At 71.2% G+C, this 26,725-nt stretch carries 27 protein-coding genes and 1 riboswitch; of the genes, 11 read left to right on the top strand and 16 right to left on the bottom strand.

Going from position 1 to position 26,725, the window contains the following annotated elements; translation table 11 throughout:
• The first annotated feature begins 6 nt into the window (after positions 1–6).
• Both sdhA and OG736_RS27230 read left to right on the top strand, forming a co-directional pair.
• Positions 7–1,761: a succinate dehydrogenase flavoprotein subunit gene (sdhA, locus tag OG736_RS27235; protein WP_142265855.1), complete on the top strand. Its 1,755-nt coding sequence runs from the start codon at positions 7–9 to the stop codon at positions 1,759–1,761.
• Positions 1,761–2,522 carry a succinate dehydrogenase iron-sulfur subunit gene (locus OG736_RS27230; RefSeq protein ID WP_020131049.1) on the top strand — a complete coding sequence of 254 codons (762 nt, stop codon included), beginning with the start codon at positions 1,761–1,763 and terminating at the stop codon, positions 2,520–2,522. Before sdhA ends, OG736_RS27230 begins: the two co-directional genes overlap by 1 nt.
• Positions 2,523–2,639: 117 nt before the next feature.
• Here OG736_RS27230 and OG736_RS27225 read toward each other — a convergent pair whose 3' ends face one another.
• The 3 genes from OG736_RS27225 to OG736_RS27215 all read right to left on the bottom strand — a co-directional run bounded on the left by OG736_RS27225 (position 2,640) and on the right by OG736_RS27215 (position 4,054).
• The gene (locus tag OG736_RS27225; RefSeq protein WP_310432318.1) at positions 2,640–2,903 is read right to left on the bottom strand and encodes a TM2 domain-containing protein; all 264 of its coding nucleotides are present in this window, start codon (positions 2,901–2,903) and stop codon (positions 2,640–2,642) included.
• A gap of 235 nt (positions 2,904–3,138) precedes the next feature.
• Positions 3,139–3,558 carry a DUF2752 domain-containing protein gene (locus OG736_RS27220; protein WP_327184738.1) on the bottom strand — a complete coding sequence of 140 codons (420 nt, stop codon included), beginning with the start codon at positions 3,556–3,558 and terminating at the stop codon, positions 3,139–3,141.
• Positions 3,551–4,054, bottom strand: a complete 504-nt coding sequence (locus OG736_RS27215) for a TM2 domain-containing protein (RefSeq protein ID WP_327184737.1) — start codon at positions 4,052–4,054, stop codon at positions 3,551–3,553. Before OG736_RS27215 ends, OG736_RS27220 begins: the two co-directional genes overlap by 8 nt.
• Before the next feature lie 149 nt (positions 4,055–4,203).
• Between OG736_RS27215 and OG736_RS27210 the strand changes: the two genes are divergently transcribed.
• From OG736_RS27210 to OG736_RS27195, 4 genes are all read left to right on the top strand, one after another.
• Entirely contained in the window at positions 4,204–4,611 is a 408-nt protein-coding gene (locus OG736_RS27210; RefSeq protein ID WP_327184736.1) for a VOC family protein, read from the top strand.
• 112 nt (positions 4,612–4,723) lie between these two features.
• Positions 4,724–5,140, top strand: a complete 417-nt coding sequence (locus tag OG736_RS27205; protein ID WP_020131054.1) for a hypothetical protein — start codon at positions 4,724–4,726, stop codon at positions 5,138–5,140.
• Between the two features lie 5 nt (positions 5,141–5,145).
• Positions 5,146–5,658 (top strand): thiol-disulfide oxidoreductase DCC family protein, encoded by a 513-nt coding sequence (locus tag OG736_RS27200; protein ID WP_327187724.1) that lies wholly within the window; start codon positions 5,146–5,148, stop codon positions 5,656–5,658.
• Positions 5,659–5,668: 10 nt separating this feature from the next.
• Complete coding sequence (locus OG736_RS27195) at positions 5,669–6,529, top strand: TetR/AcrR family transcriptional regulator (protein ID WP_327184735.1); 861 nt, start codon at positions 5,669–5,671, stop codon at positions 6,527–6,529.
• On the opposite strand, the gene OG736_RS27190 is transcribed toward OG736_RS27195, so the two are convergent.
• On the bottom strand, positions 6,522–8,927 hold the full coding sequence (locus OG736_RS27190) for an MMPL family transporter (RefSeq protein ID WP_327187723.1): 2,406 nt from the start codon (positions 8,925–8,927) through the stop codon (positions 6,522–6,524). The two genes, OG736_RS27195 and OG736_RS27190, sit on opposite strands and share 8 nt — an antisense overlap.
• A gap of 167 nt (positions 8,928–9,094) precedes the next feature.
• Between OG736_RS27190 and OG736_RS27185 the strand changes: the two genes are divergently transcribed.
• Positions 9,095–9,784: a response regulator transcription factor gene (locus tag OG736_RS27185; RefSeq protein WP_327184734.1), complete on the top strand. Its 690-nt coding sequence runs from the start codon at positions 9,095–9,097 to the stop codon at positions 9,782–9,784.
• On the top strand, positions 9,781–11,226 hold the full coding sequence (locus OG736_RS27180; protein WP_327184733.1) for a sensor histidine kinase: 1,446 nt from the start codon (positions 9,781–9,783) through the stop codon (positions 11,224–11,226). The genes OG736_RS27185 and OG736_RS27180 overlap by 4 nt, the downstream gene beginning before the upstream one ends.
• A 36-nt stretch (positions 11,227–11,262) precedes the next feature.
• On the opposite strand, the gene OG736_RS27175 is transcribed toward OG736_RS27180, so the two are convergent.
• The 4 genes from OG736_RS27175 to OG736_RS27160 all read right to left on the bottom strand — a co-directional run bounded on the left by OG736_RS27175 (position 11,263) and on the right by OG736_RS27160 (position 15,185).
• Positions 11,263–11,664 carry an ATP-binding protein gene (locus OG736_RS27175; protein ID WP_327184732.1) on the bottom strand — a complete coding sequence of 134 codons (402 nt, stop codon included), beginning with the start codon at positions 11,662–11,664 and terminating at the stop codon, positions 11,263–11,265.
• Between the two features lie 122 nt (positions 11,665–11,786).
• The gene (locus OG736_RS27170; RefSeq protein ID WP_327184731.1) at positions 11,787–13,325 is read right to left on the bottom strand and encodes an ABC transporter substrate-binding protein; all 1,539 of its coding nucleotides are present in this window, start codon (positions 13,323–13,325) and stop codon (positions 11,787–11,789) included.
• A gap of 208 nt (positions 13,326–13,533) precedes the next feature.
• Entirely contained in the window at positions 13,534–14,943 is a 1,410-nt protein-coding gene (locus OG736_RS27165) for a metallophosphoesterase (protein ID WP_327184730.1), read from the bottom strand.
• Between the two features lie 2 nt (positions 14,944–14,945).
• On the bottom strand, positions 14,946–15,185 hold the full coding sequence (locus OG736_RS27160; RefSeq protein WP_142265844.1) for an SCO4848 family membrane protein: 240 nt from the start codon (positions 15,183–15,185) through the stop codon (positions 14,946–14,948).
• A gap of 91 nt (positions 15,186–15,276) precedes the next feature.
• Between OG736_RS27160 and OG736_RS27155 the strand changes: the two genes are divergently transcribed.
• Positions 15,277–16,638: a D-alanyl-D-alanine carboxypeptidase family protein gene (locus OG736_RS27155; RefSeq protein WP_327184729.1), complete on the top strand. Its 1,362-nt coding sequence runs from the start codon at positions 15,277–15,279 to the stop codon at positions 16,636–16,638.
• Here the strand turns inward: OG736_RS27155 and OG736_RS27150 are convergent.
• The 3 genes from OG736_RS27150 to OG736_RS27140 all read right to left on the bottom strand — a co-directional run bounded on the left by OG736_RS27150 (position 16,592) and on the right by OG736_RS27140 (position 19,104).
• Complete coding sequence (locus OG736_RS27150) at positions 16,592–17,509, bottom strand: YihY/virulence factor BrkB family protein (RefSeq protein WP_327184728.1); 918 nt, start codon at positions 17,507–17,509, stop codon at positions 16,592–16,594. The genes OG736_RS27155 and OG736_RS27150 overlap by 47 nt on opposite strands.
• A gap of 139 nt (positions 17,510–17,648) precedes the next feature.
• Positions 17,649–18,602, bottom strand: coding sequence for a decaprenyl-phosphate phosphoribosyltransferase (locus OG736_RS27145; protein WP_327184727.1), 954 nt, complete (start codon positions 18,600–18,602; stop codon positions 17,649–17,651).
• Positions 18,595–19,104: a phosphatase PAP2 family protein gene (locus OG736_RS27140; RefSeq protein ID WP_327184726.1), complete on the bottom strand. Its 510-nt coding sequence runs from the start codon at positions 19,102–19,104 to the stop codon at positions 18,595–18,597. The genes OG736_RS27145 and OG736_RS27140 overlap by 8 nt, the downstream gene beginning before the upstream one ends.
• Positions 19,105–19,236: 132 nt before the next feature.
• Between OG736_RS27140 and OG736_RS27135 the strand changes: the two genes are divergently transcribed.
• Entirely contained in the window at positions 19,237–20,610 is a 1,374-nt protein-coding gene (locus OG736_RS27135) for a decaprenylphosphoryl-beta-D-ribose oxidase (RefSeq protein ID WP_327184725.1), read from the top strand.
• A complete protein-coding gene (locus tag OG736_RS27130; protein WP_327184724.1) occupies positions 20,607–21,362 on the top strand; it encodes a decaprenylphospho-beta-D-erythro-pentofuranosid-2-ulose 2-reductase in 756 nt (251 codons plus the stop codon). The genes OG736_RS27135 and OG736_RS27130 overlap by 4 nt, the downstream gene beginning before the upstream one ends.
• A 14-nt stretch (positions 21,363–21,376) precedes the next feature.
• Here the strand turns inward: OG736_RS27130 and OG736_RS27125 are convergent, their stop codons facing one another.
• From OG736_RS27125 to OG736_RS27105, 5 genes are all read right to left on the bottom strand, one after another.
• The gene (locus tag OG736_RS27125; RefSeq protein ID WP_327184723.1) at positions 21,377–21,955 is read right to left on the bottom strand and encodes a 2'-5' RNA ligase family protein; all 579 of its coding nucleotides are present in this window, start codon (positions 21,953–21,955) and stop codon (positions 21,377–21,379) included.
• 187 nt (positions 21,956–22,142) lie between these two features.
• On the bottom strand, positions 22,143–23,156 hold the full coding sequence (trpS, locus tag OG736_RS27120) for a tryptophan--tRNA ligase (protein WP_327184722.1): 1,014 nt from the start codon (positions 23,154–23,156) through the stop codon (positions 22,143–22,145).
• Positions 23,157–23,236: 80 nt separating this feature from the next.
• A complete protein-coding gene (locus tag OG736_RS27115; RefSeq protein WP_327184721.1) occupies positions 23,237–24,688 on the bottom strand; it encodes a glycine hydroxymethyltransferase in 1,452 nt (483 codons plus the stop codon).
• Positions 24,689–24,728: 40 nt separating this feature from the next.
• Positions 24,729–24,819: riboswitch (ZMP/ZTP riboswitch) on the bottom strand.
• A gap of 112 nt (positions 24,820–24,931) precedes the next feature.
• Entirely contained in the window at positions 24,932–26,128 is a 1,197-nt protein-coding gene (locus OG736_RS27110) for a glutathionylspermidine synthase family protein (RefSeq protein ID WP_327184720.1), read from the bottom strand.
• Between the two features lie 32 nt (positions 26,129–26,160).
• Positions 26,161–26,628: a hypothetical protein gene (locus OG736_RS27105; RefSeq protein WP_327184719.1), complete on the bottom strand. Its 468-nt coding sequence runs from the start codon at positions 26,626–26,628 to the stop codon at positions 26,161–26,163.
• Positions 26,629–26,725: the final 97 nt, after the last annotated feature.

Here is a 26,725-nt window from a genome sequence, read left to right as displayed (position 1 = left end):
ACACTCATGAAGATCCACAAGTACGACACAGTCATCGTCGGCGCCGGCGGCGCCGGTATGCGCGCCGCGATCGAGTCGACGAAGCGCAGCCGCACCGCCGTGCTGACCAAGCTCTACCCCACCCGCTCCCACACGGGCGCCGCGCAGGGCGGCATGGCCGCCGCGCTGGCCAACGTGGAGGAGGACAACTGGGAGTGGCACACCTTCGACACGGTCAAGGGCGGTGACTACCTGGTCGACCAGGACGCCGCCGAGATCCTGGCGAAGGAGGCCATCGACTCCGTCCTCGACCTGGAGAAGATGGGCCTGCCGTTCAACCGGACGCCCAACGGCACGATCGACCAGCGCCGCTTCGGCGGTCACAGCCGCAACCACGGCGAGGCCCCGGTCCGCCGGTCCTGCTACGCGGCCGACCGCACCGGTCACATGATCCTCCAGACGCTGTACCAGAACTGCGTGAAGGAGGGCGTGGAGTTCTACAACGAGTTCTACGTCCTCGACCAGCTGATCACCGAGGTCGACGGTGTGAAGCGGTCCGCGGGTGTGGTCGCGTACGAGCTGGCGACCGGCGAGATCCACGTCTTCCAGGCGAAGGCCGTCATCTACGCCTCCGGCGGCACCGGCAAGTTCTTCAAGGTGACCTCGAACGCGCACACGCTGACGGGTGACGGCCAGGCGGCCGTGTACCGGCGCGGGCTGCCGCTGGAGGACATGGAGTTCTTCCAGTTCCACCCGACCGGCATCTGGCGCATGGGCATCCTGCTGACGGAGGGCGCCCGCGGTGAGGGCGGCATCCTCCGCAACAAGGACGGCGAGCGCTTCATGGAGAAGTACGCGCCGGTCATGAAGGACCTGGCCTCGCGTGACGTCGTGTCCCGCTCGATCTACACGGAGATCCGGGAAGGCCGCGGCTGCGGCCCCGAGGGCGACCACGTCTACCTGGACCTCACCCACCTCCCGCCGGAGCAGCTGGACGCGAAGCTCCCGGACATCACGGAGTTCGCGCGCACGTACCTCGGCATCGAGCCGTACACGGACCCGATCCCGATCCAGCCCACCGCGCACTACGCGATGGGCGGCATCCCGACGAACGTCCAGGGCGAGGTCCTGAGCGACAACACGACGGTCGTCCCGGGCCTGTACGCGGCCGGCGAGGTCGCCTGCGTGTCGGTGCACGGCGCGAACCGTCTGGGCACCAACTCGCTGCTGGACATCAACGTGTTCGGCAAGCGGGCGGGTATCGCCGCCGCCGAGTACTCGCAGAAGGCGGAGTACGTCGAGCTGCCGGAGAACCCCGCGCAGCAGGTGATCGACCAGGTGGAGCACCTGCGCTCGTCCACCGGCACCGAGCGGGTGGCGGAGCTGCGTCGCGAGCTCCAGGAGACCATGGACGCGAACGTCATGGTGTTCCGCACCGAGCAGACGATCAAGACGGCGGTGGAGAAGCTCGCCGAGCTGCGCGAGCGCTACCGGAACATCTCGATCCAGGACAAGGGCCGACGGTTCAACACGGACCTGCTGGAGGCCATCGAGCTGGGCAACCTGCTCGACCTGGCCGAGGTCATGGCGGTGTCGGCGCTGGCCCGCAAGGAGTCCCGCGGCGGTCACTACCGCGAGGACTACCCGAACCGCGACGACGTCAACTTCATGCGCCACACCATGGCGTACCGCGAGGTCGGCGACGACGGCACCGAGTCCATCCGTCTCGACTACAAGCCGGTCGTCCAGACCCGCTACCAGCCGATGGAGCGTAAGTACTGATGGCAACTCCCGTTCTGGACAAGGTCGAGGCGGAGTCCGCGGCCTCTCCGTACATCACGGTCACCTTCCGGGTCCGCCGGTTCAACCCGGAGGTCTCGGCGGAGGCCGTCTGGCAGGACTTCACCCTGGAGATCGACCCGAAGGAGCGCGTCCTCGACGGTCTCCACAAGATCAAGTGGGACGTCGACGGCACGCTGACCTTCCGGCGCTCCTGCGCCCACGGCATCTGCGGTTCGGACGCGATGCGGATCAACGGCAAGAACCGCCTCGCGTGCAAGACGCTGATCAAGGACATCAACCCCGAGAAGCCGATCACGGTCGAGCCCATCAAGGGCCTGACGGTCCTGAAGGACCTGGTCGTCGACATGGAGCCGTTCTTCCAGGCGTACCGGGACGTCATGCCCTTCCTCATCACGAAGGACACGAACGAGCCCACGCGTGAGCGCTTCCAGACCGCCGAGGACCGCGAGCGGTTCGACGACACGACGAAGTGCATCCTCTGCGCGGCCTGCACGTCGTCCTGCCCGGTGTTCTGGAACGACGGCCAGTACTTCGGTCCGGCCGCGATCGTGAACGCCCACCGCTTCATCTTCGACTCGCGCGACGAGGCGGGTGAGCAGCGTCTGGAGATCCTGAACGACAAGGACGGCGTCTGGCGCTGCCGTACGACGTTCAACTGCACGGACGCCTGCCCGCGCGGTATCGAGGTCACGAAGGCGATCCAGGAGGTGAAGCGAGCGCTGATCACGCGCCGCTTCTGAGCCTCCGGCTCCCTGAGTTCCGCACACGGCGAGGGCCCCGCTCCTTGAAGGAGCGGGGCCCTCGCCGTGTCGCCGCGCCGACGTCCGCCGGTGTCGCCGCGCCGTCGTCGGGCGGTGTCAGCCGCGCAGGACGCGACCCTGCTTGTCGGTGCGGTCGTTGCTGGTCAGGAACAGGATGCCGTCGACCAGCGCCCAGATGCCGAGGCCGCCGCAGGTGAAGAGCTGGGCGATGCCCACGCCGACGGAGCCGACGTAGAAGCGTCCGATGCCGAGGGTGCCCAGGAAGAGCTGGAGGATACCGGCGACGATCTTGGACTTGTCGGAGTACGGACGACCAAGCGGGTCGACCCCGTAGGGGGCCTGCGGGGTGGGGACGGTCATGAGAACTGCTCCTGAAATGCCTGCGGGAGGCCGGTGCGGCCTGCTCCGAAATGGGGAGTCCAGGAGGGATGCGACGCGACAAGCACACGCGTCGACCGACGTCGACCGATCTCGACCCACGCCCTCGCACGGCTCCGCCATGCCAGGACGTCCCCCCTGTGACTGGTGAGCCTAGAGAAAACAGAGGGTAAAAAGGGAGTACAAAAGATCCATCGTTCCTGATCCGTGATCAAAATCAGTCAACTACGTTCCGGAGCACCGTCCACGCCACCGCGACACCGAGGACGAGCGTCAAACCCCTTGACCCCAGGCGCGGATGCCAGGTGCGGCCGTGCAGGCCCGCCCACATCCAGCGGACCAGCAGCGCGAGCGCGTACGGCGAGGCGAGCAGCAGGACGCGGTTGTCGAGCCAGGCCTGCGTGAAGTGACCGTGCATCAGGTCGTACACCATGCGGGTGCCGCCGCAGGCGGGGCAGAGCAGGCCGGTGACGAGCCGGAACGGGCACCGCGGGAGCCAGTGGCCGGGCTGGTGCGGGTCGGTGACGTAGAGATACGCGGAGCCGGCCGCGCCGGCGGCGAGCACCGTGAGGGGTGCCGCCGCCGGGTGCCGCAGCGCGGCCGAACACCTCACGGAGAGGCGCTCCGCGTCAGCCACGCAGGATCCGCCCGTCGGAGTCGGTCTTGTCGTCGCTGACCAGCAGGATGATGCCGTCGATCAGTGCCCAGATGCCGAGGCCGCCGCAGGTGAAGAGCTGGGCGAGGCCGATGCCGACGTCCCCCATGTAGAACCGGCCGACGCCGAAGCTGCCCAGGGTGAGCTGGAGAACGCCCGCGATGATCTTCGACTTCTCGGAGTAGGGGCGGCCCATGAGGTCGTACCCGTAGGGGGCCTGAGGGTCGCCGGTGAAGGTGCCGGGCGGTATGTAGCCGCCGGCGGGATAGCCGGGGCCCGGGTAGCCGGGGTGGGCGTAGCCCGGGTACGGCTGGCCGGGCTGGGCATAGCCGTAGGGGCCGGGGCCGGCGTCCTGCGGGCCACCCGGACCCCCGGGCCCGCCGGCGGGGTACCCGTAGCCGGGCGAGGGCGGCTGCGGCGACTGCTGGGGTTCTTGGGGCTGCTGAGGCTGCTGGGGCTGCTGGGGCGTTTCGGACAAGGTGAGTTCCCCCGAGGTCTGGTGATCGGATCATCCGCAGATGAGACGAGTGCGGATGAGTGCAGAACATCTTGCAGCAGAAATCCCGCCACGCGGAGACCGGGGTGCTCTTGACCGGATTTCGGGTCCCCCACGCCTAATCTGACGCCATGTCAGATGACCAGTCGTACGAGCTGCTCGGTTTCGACAACCTCCTGCTGCCCGTCGGGGACCTCGGCGAGGCGGTCGGCTTCTACGAGCGGGCCGGGTTCACGGTGGGGCTGCGGTTCGACGAGGCCGGGATCGCGCTGCTGAAGGTCGGGGGCGAGACGCCGGGGGTCCTCCTCCGGCACGAGGAGGCCCTGGGGCACCGGCCGCCGCCCCGGCCGTCCCCACGTGTCTGGCTGGAGGTGCCGGACGCGCGGGCGGCGGCGCGGCGGCTGACCGAGGCGGGCATCACCCCCCTGGATCCGCCGTTCTCCACGTCCACCGGCTGGACCGTCGAGATCGCCGACCCGTGGGGGAACGTCCTCGGGTTCACGGACTACCTCAAGCGGCCCGAGCTCGCGAGGCGTTAGGGCGGCGAGGCGGCGGCACCCGGCCCGCACTCCTTCAGTTGAACGTGTTCAAAACAAGCGCTACAGTCATCCACGACAGCGTTTTGAACGCGTTCAAGAAAGGGTGGGGAACATGGACCGCACGGTCATCGCCTACGTCGTCTACCTGGTCGTCAGCATCGGACTGACCGTCTGGGTGGCCAGGACCCTCAGCAGCAACGGACGGATCTTCCTCGCCGACGTGCTCCAGGGCAACGAGAAGCTCGCCGACGCCGTCAACCACCTCCTGGTGGTCGGCTTCTACCTCGTCAACCTCGGCTTCGTCGCCCTCTACCTGAGCGGCGACGACACCATCGAGGACACGCGAGGCATCTTCGAGGCCCTGTCGACCAAGGTGGGTGTGGTGCTGCTGGTGCTCGGCGCGATGCACCTGGCCAACGTGTACGTCCTCAACCGGATCCGGCGGCGCGGGGTCATGGAGCGGGAGCAGGTCCCGCCCGTCGCCCCGCAGGCCTGGGCCGCCCCCTCGGCGCCCACCGCCGGGGCGTGAGCACGATGGCCGCCGACCGGGCCACCGCCGCCGACCGGGACGCCCAGCGCGTCCCGGTCCGCCGGCTCACCGTGCTCCACGACGCCGGATGCTCCCTGTGCGGCTTCCTGCGCGACTGGCTGGGCCGGCAGCCGCAGCTGGTGCCGATTGAGTTCGTCCCGGCGGGGTCCGCGGAGGCGGCCGCCCGCTTCCCCGGCCTCGACCATCGCGCGACCCTCGACGAGATCACCGTCGTCGGCGACTCCGGCCAGGTCTACCGCGGCACCGCCGCCTGGATCGTCACCCTGTGGGCGCTGCGCGAGTACCGCCCGCTGTCCCACCGGCTGAGCACCCCCGCCGGGGCGAAACTGGCGCGGGGCGCCGTTCTCGCCGCCGCCAAGTGGCGCGACGGACAGGGGCGGTCCGTCGGCTGGGGCGGGGGCGTCTACCGCCGGGGCGACGGCTGGTCGTACGACCCGCAGCTGGGCTGGAGCTACCAGCCGCCCACCTGTGCCGACGGCACCTGTTCCACTGGCTAGGCTCGTGCATGTGCCCGCGAACAACGACGGTCCCGCCGAGGCCGCTTCCCCGTCCGAGCCCCATGAGGCCGCTTCCGCGACCGAACGTCATGAGGCCGCCCCCACGTCCAAGTCCGAGCAGACCCGCGCTCTGATCCTGGAGACGGCGATGCGGCTGTTCCAGGAGCGCGGCTACGACAAGACGACGATGCGGGCCATCGCCCAGGAGGCCGGCGTCTCGGTCGGCAACGCCTACTACTACTTCGCCGGCAAGGAGCACCTGATCCAGGGCTTCTACGACCGGCTCGCCGCCGAGCACCGGGAGGCCGTCCGGGACGTCCTGGCGCGGGAGAGCAGCCTGGAGGCCCGGCTGGCGGGGGTGCTGCGGGTCTGGCTGGAGGTGGCCGAGCCGTACCACGAGTTCGCGGTCCAGTTCTTCAAGAACGCCGCCGACCCGGACAGCCCGCTCAGCCCCTTCTCCGCCGAGTCGGAGCACGCGCGCGTGGAGGCCATCGCCGTCCACAAGGAGGTGCTCGCGGGGTCGAAGGCAAAGGTTCCGGAGGAGCTGCGCGAGGTGCTGCCCGAGTTGATGTGGCTCTCTCAGATGGGCCTCGTCATGTACTGGATCTACGACCGTACGGAGGGGCGCGAGCGCAGCTACCGGCTGGCCGGCCGGGGCGCGCGCCTCACCGCGCGGGGCGTGGCGCTGGCCCGGTTCCGGGTGCTGCGGCCGCTCGTCCTCGAGGTCCACGACCTGTTCACGGACTTCCTGCCCGGCATGACCAACGCCCTGCCGGACCCCGTGAAGAAGAGCCCGCCGGGCCAGGCGGGCTCCGAAAGCTCTGCGGGCCCTGAGGGCCCTGCGGGCTCTTCTCCGGATCGAGTCAGCTGACCTCCGCGGCCTCCTCCAGCTCCACGTCGTAGACCAGGGGCTCCCCCGCGACCGTCAGCTGCCGGGCGCGCTTCAGCAGGGGCGGCGCGGCCGTCGTCGCCAGCAGATACGTTCCCGGGGCCGGGACGGAGAGGATGTACGAGCCGTCGGCGAGGGAGGCCACGCGGTCCAGTTCCCGTCCGCCCTGCGACATCAGGGTGACCGTCGCGTCCTCGACCGGTTCACCGGCCGTGTTCCGGACGAAGCCGTGCACGACCGAGGCCGGCCCTTCGCCCGCCGCGGCCGTCGCCGGCGCCGCCGCGTCCTCCTTGGGCTCGACCGCGAGGTGCGGCAGCCGCTTCTCCAGCCACCCGGGCAGCCACCAGTTGGAGTCGCCGAGCAGGTGCATCGCGGCCGGGACCAGTGCCGTACGCAGGATGAACGCGTCCAGCGCGACGGCGGCCGCGAGGCCAACGCCCGCCATCGCGGCGCCCGCGTCACCGCTGAGCACGAAGGCGAGGAAGACACAGACCATGATCAGGGCGGCAGAGTTGATGACCCGGCTGGTCTCCGCGAGGCCCACCCGGACCGCTCGCGCGTTGTCCCTGGTGTGCACCCACTCCTCGTGCATCCGGCTGACCAGGAAGACCTGGTAGTCCATCGACAGGCCGAAGAGCAGGGACAGCATGATGACGGGCAGGAAGGCGTTGATCGGCCCTTCCTTGCCGAGGCCGAGCAGGTCGAGGCCCCAGCCCCACTGGAAGACCGCGACGAGGACACCGAAGGAGGCCGCGGCCGCGACCAGGTTCATCACGGCGGCCGTCAGCGGCACCACCAGCGAGCGGAAGGCGACCAGCAGCAGCAGGAAGCCCAGGCCGATGATGGTGGCGATGAAGAGCGGCAGCCGGTCGCCGGTGACCGTGGCGAAGTCCTTGGACACCGCCGTGACGCCACCCACGTGCGCCTGGGCCCCGGCCTCCGGGATGACGTCGTCGCGCAGCCGGTCGATCAGGGTGTCCGTCTCCGCGGACTGCGGCGAGGTCGTGGGCACCACCTGGATGACCGTGACCCCGCTCGCGGGCGGCAGGGCGGCCACCTGGGCGACACCGGGCGTGTCCTTGATGCCCTGGGTCAGGGCGGTGGCGTCACCGCCGTCCACGACCACCTGGAGGGGGCCGTTGAAGCCCGGCCCGAAGCCCTCGGCGAGCAGGTCGTAGGCCTTCCGGGTGGTCGTCGAGGCGTCGTCGTTGCCCTGGTCGGTGGCGCCGAGGCGGAGCGACAGCACGGGGAGCGCGAGGACGGCCATGACGGCCAGCGCGAGCGCGGCGATCGTCCGCGGCCGGCGCTGCACGCCCGTCGACCAGCGGGCCGCGGGACCACTCGACCTCTCCGGCTCCGGGCCGGTCGCGGCCAGCACGCGCCGCTGCTTGCGGCTCAGCACCCGCGCGCCGAGGAAGCCGAGCAGCGCGGGCAGCAGGGTCGTCGCGGCGAGGACGCTCAGCACCACCGTCAGGGAGGTGCCGATGACGACGCCGTCCAGGAAGCGCAGGTTGGTCACCAGCATGCCGGCGAGGGCGATGCACACCGTGCCGCCCGCGAACAGGACGGCCCGGCCCGAGGTGTTGAGGGCGACGACCGTCGACTCCTCCGGGTCCAGGCCGCGCAGGACGCCCTTGCGGTGCCGGGTGACGATGAACAGGGCGTAGTCGATGCCGACGCCGAGGCCGATCAGCGAGGACAGCAGCGGGGCCAGGTCCGGGATGTCGGTGACATGGCTGAGCAGCTGGGTCGAGAACAGGCCCATGCCGACGCCGAAGACCGCCACGGCGAGCGGCAACAGCATCGCGTACAGCGAGCCGAAGGCCAGGAACAGGACCACCGCCGCCGCCGCGAGGCCGACCATCTCGGCGAGGCCGGTGGGCGGTTCCTGCACCCGCTGGATGGCCTGGCCGCCCACCTCGACCTCCAGGCCGTCCTGTCCGGCGCCCCGCGCGGTGTCGACGACGTCCTGGACGAGTTCCTTCGGTACGGCGTTCGCCTGCTCGGTGAAGGTGATCTGGGCGTAGGCGATCCGCCCGTCACCGCTGATCTGCGCCGCGTCCGCCGCGTAGGGGCCGGTGACCCCGCCGACGCCCTTCATGCCCGCGATCTCGTCGAGCGCGGGCTGGATCCTGGACCGTACGTCCTGGTCCCGTACCGAGCCCTCGTCGACCTTCCACACGACCGTGTCGGTGTCGCCGGCGCTCGCCGGGAACGCCTTCTCCATCAGGTCGTACGCCTTCTTGGAGTCCGTGTCGGGGAGGGAGAAGACGTTCGCGTAGTCCGTGCCCGCCGTCGAGGCCGAGAATCCCAGGCCGAACAGCGCCCCCACCCAGAGCAACAGGACCACCAGCCGGTGCCGATAGCACCAGCGTGCCAATGCCGCCACGCTCAATCTCCTTCACCAGATCGTCGGTCGGTCCCCCAGGTCCTGGGCAACAGGATCGGCGGCGCCACGCGTGCGTGGACATGTGACGACCATGACTCTCAAGGAACTCCAAAGCGGGAACCGGCGCGATCGTCGGTGGGTCCGCCGATACTGGGGGCATGACGACGGCTTGCGGCACCGTGCTGGTCGTGGAGGACGAACCGAGCATCGCGGACGTCCTGGCCATCGCCCTGCGCTACCACCGTTTCGAGGTCATGACCGCGGGCACCGTCGGCGAGGCCCTCGCCCTCGCCGACCGCACCCGGCCCGACGTGGCACTGCTGGACGTGATGCTGCCGGACGGCGACGGCCGGGCGCTGGGGCGTGAACTGCGGTCGCGCAGGCCCGACCTGGCGCTGGTGTTCCTCACCGCGCGGGACGCGCCGACCGAGATCGTCGGCGCCCTCGGCTTCGGCGACGACTACATCACCAAACCGTTCGACATCGACGTGGTCGTCGCCCGCATCACCGCCGTGCTGCGCCGTACCCGGCCGGCCGACGTCCTTCCGCAGCGCCCGCCGCTGCGGTACGGCGACCTGGAGCTCGACGAGACGACGTACAGCGTGCGCCGCGCGGGCCGCTCGGTCGAGCTCACCCCCACCGAGTACGCGCTGCTGCGGTTCCTGGTGCGCAACGGCGGCCGGATCGTGCCCAAGGAGCAACTCCTGCGCCATGTCTGGCAGTACGAGCACACCCCGCCGGAGTCGACGGTCGTCGAGACCTACATCAGCTACCTGCGGCGCAAGCTGGACGTCCTGGGACCGCCGGTGATCACCACCCGGCGGGGCGTCGGATACGGGCTGGCGTGAGGCGGATCCACCGGCACGGCATCCACTCGCTGCGTGCCAAGCTGACGGCGGCGAACGTGGGGCTGCTCGCGCTCGGCATCGTCGTCGCGACCGCCGTCAGCCTGATGGGGATGCGGCACTACCTGCTCGACCAGGTGGACGCCGAGCTGACCAAGATGCGTGACTCGCTGGGCAGTTCGCGGCTCACTCTGCGCCAGATCGACTCGTTGTCCGTGCTGAGCGTGGTCAGTGACCGCCTCGTGCCGCAGGACACGGACAACCGGCCGGCGCCGGACTCGATCTTCACCGCCGTCGACGGCCGGGGCACCGCCCTCACCATCTTCGACGTCAAGCCCACCGATGCCCAGCGCGGCCTCGCGGACGCGGTCTCCGACCCGCTCGACCTCAGCACCGACGCCGACCCGCACGACGTCACGGTGCACGGCGACACGTACCGCGCGACCGCGACCCGGCTGCCCGACGGCACGTACATCCTGCTGGCCACCTCCACCGAAGCCCTCCACAAGGGCATAGCGAAGGCCCTGAAGCTCGACCTCGCCGTCGGCACGCTGCTGCTGGCCCTGCTCGCCTGTCTGACCCTGTTCAGCGTGCGGCAGCGGATGCGGCCGCTGGAGGACATGGTGGAGACGTCGTCGGCGATCGCGGAGGGGGACCTGACCCGGCGCGTGCCCTCCAGCCACCACCCCACCCAGGAGGTCGAACAGCTGCGGCTCGCCCTGAACTCCATGCTCCACCAGGTGGAGACGGCGTACCGCACGCGCGAGCACAGCACGGCCCAGCTGCGGCGCTTCGTGGCCGACGCCTCGCACGAACTGCGCACCCCGCTCTCCGCGATCCGCGGCTATCTCCAGCTGTACGACCAGGGCATGCTGGTCGAGCAGGAGGAGCGCCGGCGGGCCTGGGACCGGATGAACGGCGAGGTGGACCGGATGGGCCGGCTCGTCGACGAGCTGCTCACGCTGGCCCGCCTCGACCAGCGGCCCGAGCTGCGGCTGCGGGGCGTCGACGTGAGCCGGCTGGTGCGGGACTCGGCGCAGGACCTGCGCGCGCAGCAGCCCGGGCGGCCGGTGACGGTCGAGGCCGACGGAGCCGTGCTGGTGCGGGCCGACGAGTCGGGGCTGCGTCAGGTGCTGGGCAACCTGGTCGCGAACGTGCGCACGCACACGTCGGCCGAGGTGCCGGTGCGGCTCGGTGTGGAGCGGGCGGACGGGGTCGTACGGCTGTCGGTCGAGGACAAGGGGCCGGGGCTGGGACCGGAGGACGCGGCGCGGGTCTTCGACCGTTTCTTCCGGGCCGGGGGCGGCGCGGGCAGCGGTCTCGGTCTGGCGATCGTGCAGGGGGTCGTCCGGGCGCACGGCGGCGAGGTGAGCGTGCGGACGGCACCGGGCGAGGGACTGGCCGTCACGGTGACGCTGCCGGCCCGGCCGAAGGCCTGCGTCTGAGCGCGTGCCACCGAGGGGCCGGCCCGTGGGGCTTGTCTAGGTGGGGGCCGTGACCAGGGCCCATACCGTCTTGCCGTGCCGGCCTCTGCTCCACACGCCCCACGCGGCGGCGAGGTGCTCGACCAGGTGCAGCCCGCGGCCGTGTTCCTCCGACTCCCCCACCGACCGCGGCCGGGGTTCGAGGCGGCCCTCGTCGGAGACCTCTATGAGGCAGGAGCCGTCACCGAGGGCGGTGACGGCCACCTCGAACTCCCTCTCGAGGAGGGGGCCGTGGCGTACGACGTTGGTGGCCAGCTCGGACACGACGAGGACGGCGTCGGCCAGCGCCGGGTCGTCGGGGCCGTGCCCCCAGTCCGCGAGATGGTCCCGTACCCGGCGCCGGGCGAGACCGACGGACGCCGGATGCCGGGGCAGCCGGAAGGAGTTGCGTCTCAGCACGTCTGCTCCTCATCCCGTACACACCTCCGTCACATGGTGCCGCTTCGGGTGCCTGCCCGGTGCGACGGGGGCGCATGCCCGGCTCACGGGATCAAGTCCGCATGCCGGGTGGGGACTTCGGCTCAGATCCAGTCGAGTTTCCAGAGGCGGAACACGCCGTTGCCGTCCGCCAGGAACTGACCGCCTCCGATGTCGGCGCTGGTGACGATGTACTCCTTGCGCTGCCACAGCGGGACGACCGGCACCTCCTGGGCGATGACCTGCTGGAGGTCGCGGAAGTCGCCGGCGGCCCGGCTGCGGTCGGCGAACTGCCGGCTTCCGGCGATGTACTTGTCGACGGCCTTGCTGCTGTAGCCGGTGTTCATGGTGGAGTCGGTGCCGACGAGCGGGCCCGCGAAGGTGTCCGGGTCGGGGTAGTCGGCGACCCAGCCGACCGCGTACGCGTCGAGTTTGCCGGTGGCCCACCGCTTCTGGAAGTCGGTCCACTCGTAACCCTTGACGTCCACCTCGAACAGTCCGCTCGCCTCCAGCTGCCGCTTGAGCTCCTGGGCCTCGGCCGCCGCCGCGCCGCTGCCCAGGCCGTAGCCGTAGGTGAACTTCACCGGGATGCTCACGCCGGCCGACTTCAGCAGCTTGCGGACCTTCTCGGCGCTCCGGTCCGGGTAGCTGTCGAAGAAGGAGGTGGTGTGACCGGTGATGCCGGTCGGGATGAGCGAGTACAGCGGGTCGACGGTCCCGTCGTAGACGCTCGCCGCCAGCTGCTCGCGGTCGATCAGCCACGCCACCGCCTTGCGGACGTCCGTCTCGTGCAGCGGTGAGCCGGAGCGGGTGTTGAAGTACAGGTTGCGGGTCTCGGAGCCGTCGGCCTCGTAGACGCGCTGTCCGGGGTCGCTGGTGTCGAGGGCGGCCAGCACCGCGGGCGGCAGCTGACGGGTGGCGGCCTTGACCTTCTTGGCCTTCCAGGCCTTCTCCAGGGCCTGGGGGTCCGCGTAGTAGCGCAACTCGATCGGGGCGCCGGTCGACACGGCGCCCTTGTAGCGCGAGTTGGGCGACAGCAGGACCTTCTTGCCCTTCGTGTAACCGGTGAGCCGGTACGGGCCGGTGCCGTCGACGCTGCTGCCGACCCGCAGCCCGTCCGCCGGGTAGCGGGTGTGGTCGACGATCGAGCCGGCTCCGGTGGCCACCTTGAACGGGAAGGTGGCATCCGGCGACGACAGGTGGAAGGTGACCTTCAGGCCTTTGGCGTCCACCGACTTCAGGGTCGAGAACAGGGATGCCGGGCCGACATCCGAGTTGATCTTCTTGACCCGGTCGAAGGAGTACTTCACGTCCTCGGCGGTCACCTTGGAGCCGCTGTCGAAGGTGAGGTCGTCACGCAGCTCACAGGCGTACGTGACGAGGCTGCCCTTGTCGAAGGCACAGCTCTCGGCCGCGTCCGGCACGGGCGAGACGCCGCCCGGCTCGTAGGTCAGCAGCGACTGGAAGACGTTGCTGAACAGCGCCCAGGATCCGGCGTCGTAGGCGCCCGCCGGGTCGAGCGAGGTGACGGTGTCCGTGGTGCCGACCGTGATGGTCGCACCACCGCTGTCCTGCGACGGCAGCAACTGCCAGCCGCCCACTCCGACGACCGCGAGAACCAGCAGCGTCAGGAGTATCCGCATGCGAACAGATCGCATGGTGATGCCCTGCCTCCCCAGGCCGCCAGACGGGCCCAGTCCACAGAAAAAGTGCCGCTCCCCTTGGCGGCGGGCTCACCTAACCACACGTGTTTCGCCAGGGGGAAGAGGATTCTGGCGAGATGGGAAAGAACTTACCGACGCCTTGTTTCGACCGGGTTTCACAGCCTCTCCACAGGCTTCTGACCGGCCGTCAGGCGTGCGTCGAGGCCAGTTCGACGACGGTGATGTCGGAGGGGGCCCCGACGCGGGTGGGCGGGCCCCAGGCGCCCGCGCCACGGGACACGTACAGCTGGGTGTCGCCGTAGCGCTCCAGCCCCGCCACGGTCGGGTTCGCGGCGGCCGCGAGGAAGTTGCCGGGCCACAGCTGGCCGCCGTGCGTGTGGCCGGAGAGCTGGAGGTCGACGCCGTGGCGTACGGCGTCGTGGATCTGGACGGGCTGGTGGGCGAGGAGCACGCACGCGCGCGTGGTGTCACGGTCGCCGAGCGCGCCGGCGAAGTCGGGCCCCTGGCCCTCGCTCTCGCCCGCGATGTCGTTGACGCCGGCCAGGTCGAACCAGGGCAGCTCCGTACGGGCGTTCTCCAGCGGGTCCAGGCCGAGCCGTCGCACCTCCTCGACCCACTGTTCGGCGCCGGAGAAGTACTCGTGGTTGCCGGTGACGAAGAAGCTGCCCTGCCGGGCCTTCAGCCCCGCGAGCGGGGCCGCCGCCGGGCCCAGGTCCTTCACGCTGCCGTCGACCAGGTCGCCGACGACCGCGATCAGGTCGGGCTGCGTCGCGTTGATCGTGTCGACGACCTTCTGCGCGAAGCCCCGGCCGAGGACCGGGCCCAGATGGATGTCGCTGACGACCGCGATCCGGTAGCCGTGGGCGGCGCGCGGGAGCTTGGCCAGGGGCACCGTCACCCGCTTGACCCCGGGGCCGCGCAGCACGCCGTAGGTGCCGTAGCCGACCGTGCCGACGGCGGCCGCGGCCGCCGCACCGGCCACTACCCGGGACACGAAGAGCCGACGGGAGGGGGCCGAGGGGGACCGCTCCGGGCGCTCGGGCTCCGGGCGCTCGGACGCCGCACCCTCGGACGCCGACTTCCCGGACTCCGGCCGCTGGGACGCCGGACCGTCGGACTCCGGACCGTCGGACTCCGGCCGTTCGGACACCGGCCGCTCCGCCTCCGGACCGTCGGGCGCCGCCTCGGCGCGTTGCGGCCGCTCGGCCTCCGGTGCCTCGGAGGCCGGCGCTCCGATCGGGACCGGCTTCGGCTCGGGCTGTGCCGCGGAGGTCTCGGCGGGCGCCCGCTTCTCCAGGAAGCGGCGCAGCAGCGGCCGTACGGCCTCGCCGACGATCACGGCCAGCAGCAGGTAGACCGACAGGGCCAGCCACAGGAAGCCGGGCCAGGCCAGTACGCGCTGGAGCCAGAAGGGGGCGCCGGTGCGTTCGGCGACCAGGGCGCCGATCGCCAGCGCCCAGCCGCCCGCGACCAGCACCGCCCCACCGCGGCGCGCCCGGCCGGGGCCGCGGGTGGTGTCGCGGAACAGCCGCCGCCACAGGTACCAGTTGGCTGTGACCAGCACGGTCAGGGCGAGCAGGACGAAGACGATCACCATGGCTATGACGCCTGCCGCAGTGCGCGCAGACCGCGCAACCCGATGGCCCCGACGACCGTCCCCAATACGAAGGAGACGACAGCGAGCGTCAGGTGCACCCAGAAGTACGCCGTGGGATCGCCGTCGTCGAAGGCGAGCCCGCTGCTGTCCTTGATCAGGTTCTTGACGAAAGTGACCCAGATGACCCAGCTCCACACCCCGAAGGCGAGCAGGAACCAGGAGACGGGGCGGCTGAGCTTCATGGGTTCAGTATCACCGGCGGTTGTCCGGTTCCGTGACCGGGGTGGGGAGGGTGACGGGACTTCCCGTCGCGTGCCAGGTACGTTCTCCGTCGTGCCCGCACCCATGATGCAGACCGTCAGGCGAACCCTGCTGGTCACCTCCGCGACCCTCGCGTCCCTCGCGCTCACCGCGCCCGCCTCGCTCGCGGCGCCGAGCCCGTCACCGTCCCCGGCGGCGTCCGGATCGCCGTCCGCGTCGGCCTCGCCGTCCGGATCGCCGTCCACCGCACCGTCCGGGTCCGCCTCGCCGTCGGTCACTCCCCCGGCGAACATGTCGTCCTTGGGCGGTACGCGGCTGGGGCAGGCCGGGACGCAGGTGGCGATCGCGGGTGGCGCGCCGGTGCTGCCGAAGGACCTCACCGCACGGTCGTGGATCGTCGCCGACGCCGAGTCGGGGGACGTGCTCGCCGCGCACAACGCGCACTGGCGGCTGCCCCCGGCGAGCACGATGAAGATGCTCTTCGCCGACACCGTGCTGCCGAGGTTCCCCAAGTCCACCGTGCACAAGGTCGAGGCGAAGGACCTGGCGGGCATGGGGGCCGGTTCCAGCCTCGTCGGGATAAAGGAGGGCGAGACGTATACGGTCCACGACCTGTGGCTCGGTGTCTTCCTGCGCTCCGGCAACGACGCCGTGCACGTCCTGTCACAGATGAACGGCGGCATCGGCGAGACCGTCAAGGACATGAACGAGCACGCCGGGGAGCTCCAGGCCCTCGACACGAACGTCGTCTCCCCGGACGGCTACGACGCCCCGGGCCAGGTGTCCTCGGCGTACGACCTGACGCTGTTCGCCCGTTCGGGACTCCAGAAGCAGGACTTCCGGGAGTACTGCTCGACCGTCACGGCCAAGTTCCCCGGCGAGACGACGAAGAAGAAGGGCAAGACGACCCGCGGGACCTTCGAGATCCAGAACACCAACCGGCTGCTCAGCGGCGACTACGACATCTCCCAGTACCCGGGCATCGCGGGCGTCAAGAACGGCAACACCACCAACGCGGGCGCCACCTTCACCGGCGTGGCCGAGCGCAACGGCAAGGTGCTGCTCGTCACGGTGATGAACCCGGAGAAGACCGACCACAACGAGGTCTACAAGGAGACCGCCGCCCTGCTGGACTGGGGCTTCCAGGCGGCCGGCAAGGTGACGCCGGTCGGTGAACTGGTCGCGCCGAAGGGCACCGCGCAGGCCAGCGCGCAGCCCGGCGCCAAGCCGTCGGCCTCCGAGGAGGACGGACAGGCGGGCGGCGCCGGGGACGTGTCGGCGAAGCCGGTGGCGGGCGCGGTGACCGAGAACGGCTCGGGCGGCATGTGGATCGCGCTGGCGATCACCGGCGGACTGCTGGTGCTGCTCGCGGGCGGCGGGTACCTCGTCAACCGCCGCTGGCCGCTGCCGGACCTGGTACGACGTCGTCGCTGACGTCGATGTCCCGCGGGTTGTCGGGGACGCTGCCCGTCGCCGTCCAGGCCGCGCAGTACAGGACCAGCTTCGAGGTGAAGTTGATCCACAGCAGCAGGGCGATGGGCACGCCGAACGCGCCGTACATGCTCTTGGCGGCCACGCCCTGCATATAGCCGCTCAGCAGCAGCTTCAGCAGTTCGAAGCCGACGGCGCCGATGAGCGCGGCGACGACGAGGCGGCGGCGCGGGGGTTCGACGCCGGGCAGCAGGGTGAGGACGTAGAGCAGGAGCAGGAAGTCGGCGAGGACGGCGACGGAGAACGCGGCGACGCGCAGCAGCACGCTGCCCCAGCCCTCCTTGTCGATGCCGGACTGCTCGATGATCCAGCCGACCAGCGCCGAGGCGACGGTGGAGATGGCGAGGGTGAGCAGGACGGCGCCGCCGAAGCCGACGAGGACGCCCGTGTCCTTGACCTTGCGCAGGACGGGGTTCTCGTCGTCGTCGGGCCGCTCCCAGACGGCGCGCAGACAGTCCCGCATCTGGCCGACCCAGCCGATGCCGGTGAGCAGCAGCAGCGCGCCGGCGATGAGACCGACGGCGCCCGCGTTCTGGACCAGGCCGTTGATGTCCAGCTGGTCGGAGATGCCGGGGACCTGATCGGCGATCTTGTCCTGGAGCTCCTGCTGCTGGGACTCGCTCACCGTGGCGGCGGCGACGGCGGCGGCCACGGTCAGCAGCGGGAACAGCGCGACGAAGCTGACGAACGTCATGGCGGCGGCCAGCCGCGTCCACTTCACCCGGTCCAGTCGCTCGTACGACCGCCACGCGTGCGTGGCCATGAGGCGCGCGACCCACGGCCCGATGCCGGGGAGCTTCTTCAGCCAGTCCATGATCCGACTCTGCCCCTGTCCGGAGGAAAGACGCGGATATCGCCGATGCGGATATCGCGGAACACCAGAATTCGGGTACCCCGGGATCGCGGGACGGTGGCCGGTGCCGTGCCACCTGGTCGCGGCACGCGCGCGTGGCTCACCAACCGGCCACGGCCAGCGCGTACATGGCCAGCCAGGCCAGGCCGATGAGGGCGAGGGCGCGGTCGCCCAGGACGACCTCCTCGGGTTCGCCCGCGGTGCCCCGGTCGGCGAAGACGGCGTACCGCAGGACCGCCAGGATGAACGCGACCACGGACAGCTGACGCCAGGGCAGCACGCCCGGGTGCGGGACGCCGCCCTCCTCCAGGGCCCACAGGCAGTAGCCGAGCACGGCGACACCGGCCGCCAGCTGCCAGACGAATCGCAGGTAGCCGGTGGTGTACTCGGTGAGCAGCACGCGCGTGGCGCCCGCCGTGCCGGCCAGCTGGACGGCCTCGGAGTAGCGCTTGGCGGCGACCATGAACAGCGCCCCGAACCCGGTGGTGATCAGGAACCAGCGGGAGAGCGGGATGCCCAGGGCGAGCCCGCCCGCCATGGCCCGCATCAGGAAGCCGGTCGTGACGACGACGAGATCGACGACCAGGACGTGCTTCAGGCTGACGCAGTACGCCAGTTGCATGCCCAGGTAGGCGGTGAGCAGCAGTGCGACGGCGGGTGTCGTCAGCCGGGCCGCGGCGGCCGGTGCGAGGACCGCGAGGGCGACCGCGACGCCGTACGCGACGGGCACCGGGACCTGTCCGGCGGCGATCGGGCGGTGCCGTTTGGTGGGGTGGGCGCGGTCGGCATCGGCGTCACGGGCGTCGTTGACCAGGTAGACGGCGGCGGCGCAGGCGGTGAACAGGGCGAAGACGAGGGCGAGTCGGGTGACCGCGTGCAGGGAGAAGAGCCGGCCGGCCGCTGCGGGGGCGGCGACGACCAGGATGTTCTTGACCCACTGCTTGGGGCGGGTGGTCCGCAGGAGGCCGCCGACGAGGGTGCCGGGGCGGTCGCTCGGGGGCCGGGGGGCCGGCGGGCGGTGCGAGCGCTGTTGGTGGAGCAGTGCCTCAGCCATGGTGGCCCTCTCTCATCCAGCGCGCCCCCAGCCGCGCGGTGACCGCCCCCAGGGCCGCTCCCGCCGCCACGTCGGAGGGGTGGTGGACGCCGGCGACCAGGCGGGAGAGGCACATCGCGGCGGCGAGCGGCGCGGTGGCGTACGCCCCGAGCGAGCCGTAGGCGACGGCGGCGGCCGCGGCGGAGGTCGCGTGCGAGCTGGGGAAGGAGTGCCGTCCCGCGGTGCGCACGAGGGGTTCGACGTGGGCGGGGCGCGGGCGTCGGACGATACGTTTCATTCCCATGCTGGCGGCGTGCGCGCCCGCGGTGAGCGCGGTGGCGCGCAGCCAGGCGCCGCGCCGGGAGCCGTCGACGGCGGCTCCCGCGACGCCGGCCGCGAGCCACAGGGCGGCGTGCTCGCCCGCCCAGGAGAGGGCGCGCGCGACGCGGGCGACGCGTGGGTCCGCGCCCCGGGCGTGGAGCGCCGAGAGGATCCGGTGGTCCAGGTCGTCGAGTTCGTCCATGTGGACCCACTGTTCACGCCTGCGTCCTCGGAACTCCGGCAATATTGAGCGACATCCCATTAATCACCCATTTCGGGGAGTAATGCATGTTTCAAAATTAATCGCCCATATAGAGGCGATACGGTCGCGAGCATGCCTGCCGAGACCACTGCCGAGAACGTCTCCGTCACGGGATGGGGCCGCACCGCCCCCACCACCGCACGCCTGGTCCGCCCCCGGACCTACGCGGAGGCCGTGACGGCGGTCCGGGACTGCGGGCCTCGCGGAGGCATTCCCAGGGGCCTGGGGCGGGCCTATGGGGACGCGGCACAGAACGCCGGCGGGGCGGTGATCGACCTGACCGGACTGGACCGGATCCACGTCATCGACGCCGCCGACGGGAGCGTCCTGTGCGACGCGGGCGTCTCCCTGCACCGGCTCATGGAGGTCCTGCTGCCGCTCGGCTGGTTCGTGCCGGTGGCCCCCGGCACCCGGTACGTGACCGTGGGCGGCGCGATCGGCGCCGACATCCACGGCAAGAACCACCATGTGTCCGGGTCCTTCGCCCGGCATGTGCTGTCCTTCGAACTGCTCACGGCGGACGGCACGATCCGCACGGTGGAGCAGGGCACCGACCTGTTCGACGCGACCGCCGGCGGCATGGGCCTGACCGGCGTCGTCCTGACGGCCAGGATCCGGCTCCAGGCGGTCGGAACGTCACTGATGTCGGTCGACACCGAGCGGGCCGCCGACCTCGACGACCTGATGGCCCGGCTGACGGCCGGCGACCACCGCTACCGCTACTCGGTCGCGTGGATCGACCTCCTCGCGCGCGGTGCGGCCACCGGACGCGCGGTCCTGACCCGCGGCGAGCACGCGCCCCTGGACGCGCTGCCCGCCCGCGCGCGCAGGGCCCCGCTCGCGTTCCGCCCGTCCCGGCTCCCGGCCGCTCCCGCGTTCCTGCCGAGCGGCCTGCTCACCCGCACGACCGTCGGGCTGTTCAACGAGCTCTGGTACCGCAGAGCGCCCCGCGCGCGTACCGGCGAACTCCAGAGCCTGTCCGCCTTCTTCCACCCCCTCGACGGCGTCCCGCACTGGAACCGTGTCTACGGCCGCGACGGGTTCGTGCAGTACCAGTTCGTCGTCGGGTACGGCCGGGAGGACACCCTGCGCCGGATCGTGGCGCGCATCTCCGCCCGCCGCTGCCCGTCCTTCCTGGCCGTCCTCAAGCGGTTCGGGGACGCCGACCCCGGCTGGCTGTCCTTCCCGCGTCCGGGCTGGACCCTCGCCCTGGACATCCCGGCCGGACTGCCCGGCCTCGGCGCCTTCCTCGACGAGCTGGACGAGGAGGTGGCCGCCGCGGGCGGCCGCGTCTACCTCGCCAAGGACTCCCGGCTGCGCCCCGAACTGCTCACCACGATGTACCCCCGCCTCGACGACTTCCGCGCGCTGCGCGCGGAACTGGACCCGCGCGGGGTGTTCGTGTCGGACCTCGCCCGCCGGCTCAACTTCCAGGAGTCACCATGAAGGACGCCTTCGGCCTGCCCCAGTCCCTTCTCGTCCTCGGCGGCACGTCCGGCATCGCGCTGGCCACCGCCCGCCGGCTGATCGCCCGCCGCACCCGCACGGTGTGGCTGGCCGGGCGCCCGTCGCCCGCCCTGGAGTCGGCCGCCGCCGAGCTGCGCACCCTGGGGGCGGACGTGCACACCGTGCCCTTCGACGCGCTCGACCCCGAGTCCCATGAGACGGTCCTCGGCAAGGTCTTCGCCGAGGGCGACGTGGACGCGGTGCTGCTCGCCTTCGGCGTCCTCGGCGACCAGGCGAACGACGAGCGCGACCCGGCGGCCGCGGTGCGCGTCGCGCAGACCAACTACACGGGGGCGGTGTCGGCCGGGCTGGTCGCCGCGCGGGGCCTCCAGACCCAGGGCCACGGCTCCCTGGTCGTCCTCTCCTCCGTCGCCGGCGAGCGGGCCCGCCGCTCGAACTTCATCTACGGCTCCAGCAAGGCGGGCCTCGACGCCTTCGCCCAGGGGCTGGGCGACGCGCTGCACGGCACCGGCGTGCACGTCATGGTCGTACGCCCCGGGTTCGTCCGGACGAAGATGACCGCCGGGCTGCCGGAGGTGCCGCTGGCGACCACCCCGGAGGCGGTCGCCACGGCCGTCGAGCTGGGGCTGCGGCGCCGCTCGGAGACGGTGTGGGTGCCCGGCGTGCTGCGCGTGGTGATGTCGGCGCTGCGCCACGCGCCCCGCGGGCTGTTCCGCAGGCTGCCGATCTAGGGTCGGGGCGGGCCCTAGCGCGTCGGCAGCGTGCCGCGGTCGACGTGGGCCGCCTGCGGGGGTACGACCGCGCCCCCGAAGGCGTAGTCGCGCAGTTTGCGCCAGACGCCGTCGGCGCCCTGCTCGGCGAGGGCGAAGCCGGTGCAGGACCACTCGGCCTCGTAGTGGGCGAGCTCGGCGAAGGCCCGGTCCATCGCCGCCTCGTCGATGCCGTGCGCGACGGTGACGTGCGGGTGGTAGGGGAACTGGAGCTCGCGGGTCAGCGGCCCGGAGGCGGACCGGATCCGCTGCTGGAGCCAGGCGCAGGTCTCGGTGCCCTGGACGACCCGCACGTAGACCACCGGCGACATGGGCCGGAAGGTGCCGGTGCCGGACAGCCTCATCGGGAACGGGCGGCCGGCCGCGGCGACCTCGCCGAGATGCGCTTCGACGGCGGGCAGCGCGCTCGTCCCGACCTCGGTCGGCGGCAGCAGCGTGACGTGCGTGGGGATGCCGTGAGCCGCGGCGTCGCCGAAGCCCAGGCGCCGCTCCTGGAGCAGGCTGCCGTGAGGCTCCGGGACCGCGATCGACACACCGATCGTTACGGTCCCCACGTCTTCTCCTGTCGTCATGTCGTCATGGCGGGGTGTGTTGCCGGGTTCGTACTCAGTCGTACGGCTATCGACTGTACGGCCACAGCTGTGCTCTGGGCAGGCGCAGGGAAAGTGATGTGCAGCGCTCTGCCCAGAGGAACAGGTGTGCGGTGCGCCCCGAGTGCTTCCGCGTGCTTCCGAGCGCCGCTCAGTGCTTCGCGGGCAGGAAGCCCACACGCTCGTACGTCCGGGAAAGCGTCTCCGCGGCGACGGCGCGCGCCTTCTCCGCGCCCTTGGCCAGGATCGAGTCGAGCGTCTCGGGGTCGTCCAGGTACTGCTGGGTGCGGTCCCGGAACGGCGTCACGAAGTCGACGACGACCTCGGCGAGGTCCGTCTTGAGCGCGCCGTAGAGCTTGCCCTCGTACCGCTGCTCCAGCTCGGGGATGCCGGTACCGGTCAGCGTCGAGTAGATGCCGAGCAGGTTGCTGACGCCGGGCTTGTTCTCGGTGTCGTAGCGGACGACCGTGTCGGTGTCCGTGACCGCGCTCTTGACCTTCTTCGCGGTCGCCTTCGGCTCGTCGAGCAGGTTGATGAGGCCCTTCGGCGTGGACGCCGACTTGCTCATCTTGATCGACGGGTCCTGAAGGTCGTAGATCTTCCCGGTCTCCTTCAGGATGTGCGGCTTCGGGATCGTGAAGGTCTCGCCGAAGCGGCCGTTGAAACGCTCGGCGAGGTCGCGGGTCAGCTCGATGTGCTGGCGCTGGTCCTCACCGACCGGCACCTCGTCGGCCTGGTACAGCAGGATGTCCGCGACCTGGAGGATCGGGTACGTGAACAGGCCCACGGAGGCGCGGTCGGCGCCCTGCCTGGCGGACTTGTCCTTGAACTGGGTCATCCGGCTGGCCTCGCCGAAGCCGGTGAGGCAGTTCATGACCCAGGCGAGCTGCGCGTGCTCGGGGACGTGGCTCTGGACGAAGAGCGTGCAGCGGTCCGGGTCGAGACCGGCCGCGAGGAGCTGGGCGGCGGCCAGCCGCGTGTTCGCGCTGAGCTCCTTCGGGTCCTGCGGGACCGTGATCGCGTGCAGGTCGACGACCATGTAGAACGCGTCGTGGGTCTCCTGGAGCGCCACCCACTGGCGGACGGCGCCGAGGTAGTTGCCGAGGTGGAACGAGCCTGCGGTGGGCTGGATTCCGGAGAGCACGCGGGGTCGGTCTGAGGCCATGTCCATCATTGTCTCAGAGCGCGGAGACCGCCCGGAACGGGTCCCGGGCGGCCACGGGTCCGCCCGGGGTGCCGACGATGTCAGCCGAGGTCGATCTCCGGGTACAGCGGGAAGCCCGCCACCAGGTCGGTCGCCCGCCGGGAGATCTCGTCCGCGACCTTCGCGTCCAGGACATGGGCGGCCTTGGAGGGGGCGCCCGACTTCGTCGTGCCCGGCTCCGTCGTGGTCAGGACCCGATCGATCAGGGACGCCACCTCGTCCATCTCGGCCGTGCCCAGGCCCCGGGTCGTCAGCGCCGGGGTGCCGATGCGGATGCCGGAGGTGTACCAGGCGCCGTTCGGGTCGGCGGGGATGGCGTTGCGGTTGGTGACGATGCCCGAGTCGAGCAGCGCCGCCTCGGCCTGGCGGCCGGTGAGCCCGTAGGAGGAGGCCACGTCGATCAGGTTGAGGTGGTTGTCCGTGCCGCCGGTGACCAGGGTCGCGCCGCGCCGCGTCAGGCCCTCGGCGAGGGCGCGGGAGTTGTCGACGATGCGCCGGGCGTAGTCCTGGAAGGACGGCCGGCGGGCCTCCGCCAGGGCGACGGCCTTGGCGGCCATGACGTGCGGGAGCGGGCCGCCGAGGACCATCGGGCAGCCGCGGTCCACCTGGTCCTTGAGCGAGTCGTCGCACAGGACCATGCCGCCGCGGGGGCCGCGCAGGGACTTGTGGGTGGTGGTCGTCACGATCTGGGCGTGCGGGACCGGGTCGAAGTCGCCGGTCAGCACCTTGCCCGCGACCAGGCCGGCGAAGTGCGCCATGTCGACCATGAGGGTCGCGCCGACCTCGTCGGCGATCTCGCGCATGATCCGGAAGTTCACCAGCCGGGGGTACGCGGAGTAGCCCGCGACGATGATCAGCGGCTTGAAGTCGCGGGCCGAGACACGCAGGGCCTCGTAGTCGATCAGGCCCGTGGCCGGGTCCGTGCCGTAGGAGCGCTGGTCGAACATCTTGCCGGAGATGTTGGGGCGGAAGCCGTGGGTGAGGTGGCCGCCGGCGTCCAGGGACATGCCGAGCATCCGCTGGTTGCCGAAGGCCTGGCGCAGCTCGGCCCAGTCGGCCTCGGAGAGGTCGTTGACCTGGCGGACGCCCGCCTTCGCGAGGGCCGGGGCCTCCACGCGGTCGGCGAGGATCGACCAGAAGGCGACGAGGTTGGCGTCGATGCCGGAGTGCGGCTGGACATACGCGTGGCGGGCGCCGAAGAGTTCGCGGGCGTGCTCGGCGGCCAGCGCCTCGACGGTGTCCACGTTGCGGCAGCCGGCGTAGAAGCGGCGGCCGATGGTGCCCTCGGCGTACTTGTCGCTGAACCAGTTGCCCATCGCGAGGAGGGTGGCCGGGGAGGCGTAGTTCTCCGAGGCGATCAGCTTGAGCATCTCGCGCTGGTCTTGGACCTCCTGGCCGATGGCGTCGGCGACGCGCGGCTCGACGGCGCGGATCACGTCGAGTGCGGCACGGAAGGCGGTGGACTCGGTGGAGAGGGACTGCTGCTCGGACATGTCGTCGGCCTCCGGGGGCGTGGCGTGCGGTCACGGTTCTCGGTCTGGCCCAGGCGCACGGCACTCTTGTCGCTCACAGGCCGCTCCCCGATGGTCCGTCCCATCCCAGCGCGCCAGTCACGGCCCGCTCGTCAGCCTACCGGTCACGCCCGAATCCCAAGGTCCGGCGTCCACCATGCGAGCGACGTCGGACCCGCGCGGGACCGTGCCTCCGGTCGCTCTGGAGCAGCCGTCGGACCGGGGTCACGGGGCCTGGAGGATCACGTGGGGCAGGAAGCGGGCGTACTCGTCCGTGATCAGGCCCGAGGACTCACGGATGCCGAGGCCGGCCGACTCGCCCTCCACCGTCCACGCGCCGAGGACGACGTGGTTGCCGTCGAACGTGGGGAGGGGCGCCAACTGCTGGTAGCAGCAGGCCTCGTCGGTGCGCGGGGCGGGATCGCCGCCCGGTGCGTGCAGGGTGACGCCGGCGCCCTCGCGGCCCAGCAGCGGCTTGGCGACATAGCCGGTGGTGGCCGCCAGTTCGCGGGGGCCGTCGAGGTAGGCGGGGAGGAGGTTGGGGTGTCCGGGGTACAGCTCCCACAGAACGGCCAGCAGGGCCTTGTTGCTGAGGAGCATCTTCCAGGCCGGTTCGATCCACAGGGTGGTGCCGGTGCCGCCGCCGTTGTCGAGGGTGTCGAGGACATGGCCCGCGAAGCGGTCGGTGGTCAGCCACTCCCAGGGGTAGAGCTTGAAGCAGCTGCGGATGAAGCGGAGTTGACGGTCGACGAAGCGGCCGGACAGCGGGTCCCAGCCGATCTCCTCCATGGAGATCCAGTCGGTGTCCAGGCCGGCCTGCTCGGCGGTCTCCTTGAGGTAGGCGACCGTCATGAGGTCCTCGCCCAGCTCGTCCTCCGAGGAGTGCGCGAAGTAGAGCGGGCTGCCGGGCGGGAGCAGGGGGGCCTGCTTCTTCCAGGCGGCGACCAGGCGTTCGTGGAGGGAGTTCCACTGGTCGGCGCCGGGGAATCGTTCCTCCATCCAGAACCACTGGGGAGAGGCCGCCTCCACGAGCGAGGTGGGCGTGTCGGCGTTGTACTCCAGAAGCTTCGCCGGGCCGGTGCCGTCGTAGCGGAGGTCGAAACGGCCGTAGACGGACGGGAGTTCGGCACGCCGGTGCCAGGCCTCGACGACCGCCGCCGCGATCCGCGGGTCGGTGATGCCGAGGTCGGCGAGGCGGTCGGTCTCGACGAGGTGGGCGGCGGCCGCCAGGCACATGGTGTGCAGTTCCTCGACGGTCTCCTCCAGCGCCTCGACCTCGTCGAGGGTGAAGACGTAGTAGGCGCTCTCGTCCCAGTAGGGGCGCAGTCGGCCGTCGGGGTGGCGGGTGAGGGGGTAGACGAGACCCTGGTCCTCGACGGTCCGCTGCCAGTCGGGTCGGGGTTCGATGCTGTGACGTCGCACGGTGCCGGTGTCCTGTTCAGCCGCTCGGACGCTCAGCCGCCTGAACTGCCCTTGCCGACACCGCTGCCGCTGTCGCCGTCGCCGCCGAACCCGTTCCGGTCGACTCCGCTGCCGCCACTGCTGCTGCCGCCACTGCTACTGCTGCCACCACTGCTGCTGCCTCCGATGCTGCTGCTCGAGCCGGTCGAGCCGCTCGACCCCTTGCCCGGCTTGGTGAAGGAGCCGCCGTCGACCCAGGAGCCCTTCTTGTCGCCGCCGTAGTACCAGGCGGCGTCGGCGGAGGCCGTGGCGGACTTGCCGACCTTGCCGGACGTGCCGGACCCGGTGGACTTGCAGTTCTTGTCGGCGACGACCTTGTAGCCCTTGGTGAGGTTGTAGCTGTCGCGGTCGACGCATCGCTTGTCGGGGTCGGAGGAGCAGGCGGACAGGGCCGCCGCGAGCACTCCCATGCCGCCGAGTACGACCGTGCCCGAGCGAAGTCTGCGACGCGCGTCCGCCATGTTCCGTCTCCCCGTTTTCGCATCGCCCCTACGACGATTTCCGGCCGTCAGCCTAGACACCGTGCCGAGAGCGACCGAAGGCGGCCCGCCCACCAGC

The sequence above is a fragment of the Streptomyces sp. NBC_01334 genome, from assembly GCF_035983595.1.
Lineage (GTDB): Bacteria > Actinomycetota > Actinomycetes > Streptomycetales > Streptomycetaceae > Streptomyces > Streptomyces coriariae.
Note: the sequence above shows the minus strand (reverse complement) of the source record. Positions and strands in the feature narration are given on the sequence as shown.

Bases quoted from the DNA above. Each gene is read 5' to 3' on its own strand.
- sdhA (WP_142265855.1), top strand. From the start codon at position 7: ATGAAGATCCACAAGTACGACACAGTCATCGTCGGCGCCGGCGGCGCC.
- OG736_RS27230 (WP_020131049.1), top strand. From the start codon at position 1,761: ATGGCAACTCCCGTTCTGGACAAGGTCGAGGCGGAGTCCGCGGCCTCT.
- OG736_RS27225 (WP_310432318.1), bottom strand. From the start codon at position 2,903: ATGACCGTCCCCACCCCGCAGGCCCCCTACGGGGTCGACCCGCTTGGT.
- OG736_RS27210 (WP_327184736.1), top strand. From the start codon at position 4,204: ATGTCAGATGACCAGTCGTACGAGCTGCTCGGTTTCGACAACCTCCTG.
- OG736_RS27205 (WP_020131054.1), top strand. From the start codon at position 4,724: ATGGACCGCACGGTCATCGCCTACGTCGTCTACCTGGTCGTCAGCATC.
- OG736_RS27200 (WP_327187724.1), top strand. From the start codon at position 5,146: ATGGCCGCCGACCGGGCCACCGCCGCCGACCGGGACGCCCAGCGCGTC.
- OG736_RS27185 (WP_327184734.1), top strand. From the start codon at position 9,095: ATGACGACGGCTTGCGGCACCGTGCTGGTCGTGGAGGACGAACCGAGC.
- OG736_RS27170 (WP_327184731.1), bottom strand. From the start codon at position 13,325: ATGCGGATACTCCTGACGCTGCTGGTTCTCGCGGTCGTCGGAGTGGGC.
- OG736_RS27165 (WP_327184730.1), bottom strand. From the start codon at position 14,943: ATGGTGATCGTCTTCGTCCTGCTCGCCCTGACCGTGCTGGTCACAGCC.
- OG736_RS27160 (WP_142265844.1), bottom strand. From the start codon at position 15,185: ATGAAGCTCAGCCGCCCCGTCTCCTGGTTCCTGCTCGCCTTCGGGGTG.
- OG736_RS27150 (WP_327184728.1), bottom strand. From the start codon at position 17,509: ATGGACTGGCTGAAGAAGCTCCCCGGCATCGGGCCGTGGGTCGCGCGC.
- OG736_RS27145 (WP_327184727.1), bottom strand. From the start codon at position 18,602: ATGGCTGAGGCACTGCTCCACCAACAGCGCTCGCACCGCCCGCCGGCC.
- OG736_RS27140 (WP_327184726.1), bottom strand. From the start codon at position 19,104: ATGGACGAACTCGACGACCTGGACCACCGGATCCTCTCGGCGCTCCAC.
- OG736_RS27135 (WP_327184725.1), top strand. From the start codon at position 19,237: ATGCCTGCCGAGACCACTGCCGAGAACGTCTCCGTCACGGGATGGGGC.
- OG736_RS27130 (WP_327184724.1), top strand. From the start codon at position 20,607: ATGAAGGACGCCTTCGGCCTGCCCCAGTCCCTTCTCGTCCTCGGCGGC.
- trpS (WP_327184722.1), bottom strand. From the start codon at position 23,156: ATGGCCTCAGACCGACCCCGCGTGCTCTCCGGAATCCAGCCCACCGCA.
- OG736_RS27115 (WP_327184721.1), bottom strand. From the start codon at position 24,688: ATGTCCGAGCAGCAGTCCCTCTCCACCGAGTCCACCGCCTTCCGTGCC.
- OG736_RS27105 (WP_327184719.1), bottom strand. From the start codon at position 26,628: ATGGCGGACGCGCGTCGCAGACTTCGCTCGGGCACGGTCGTACTCGGC.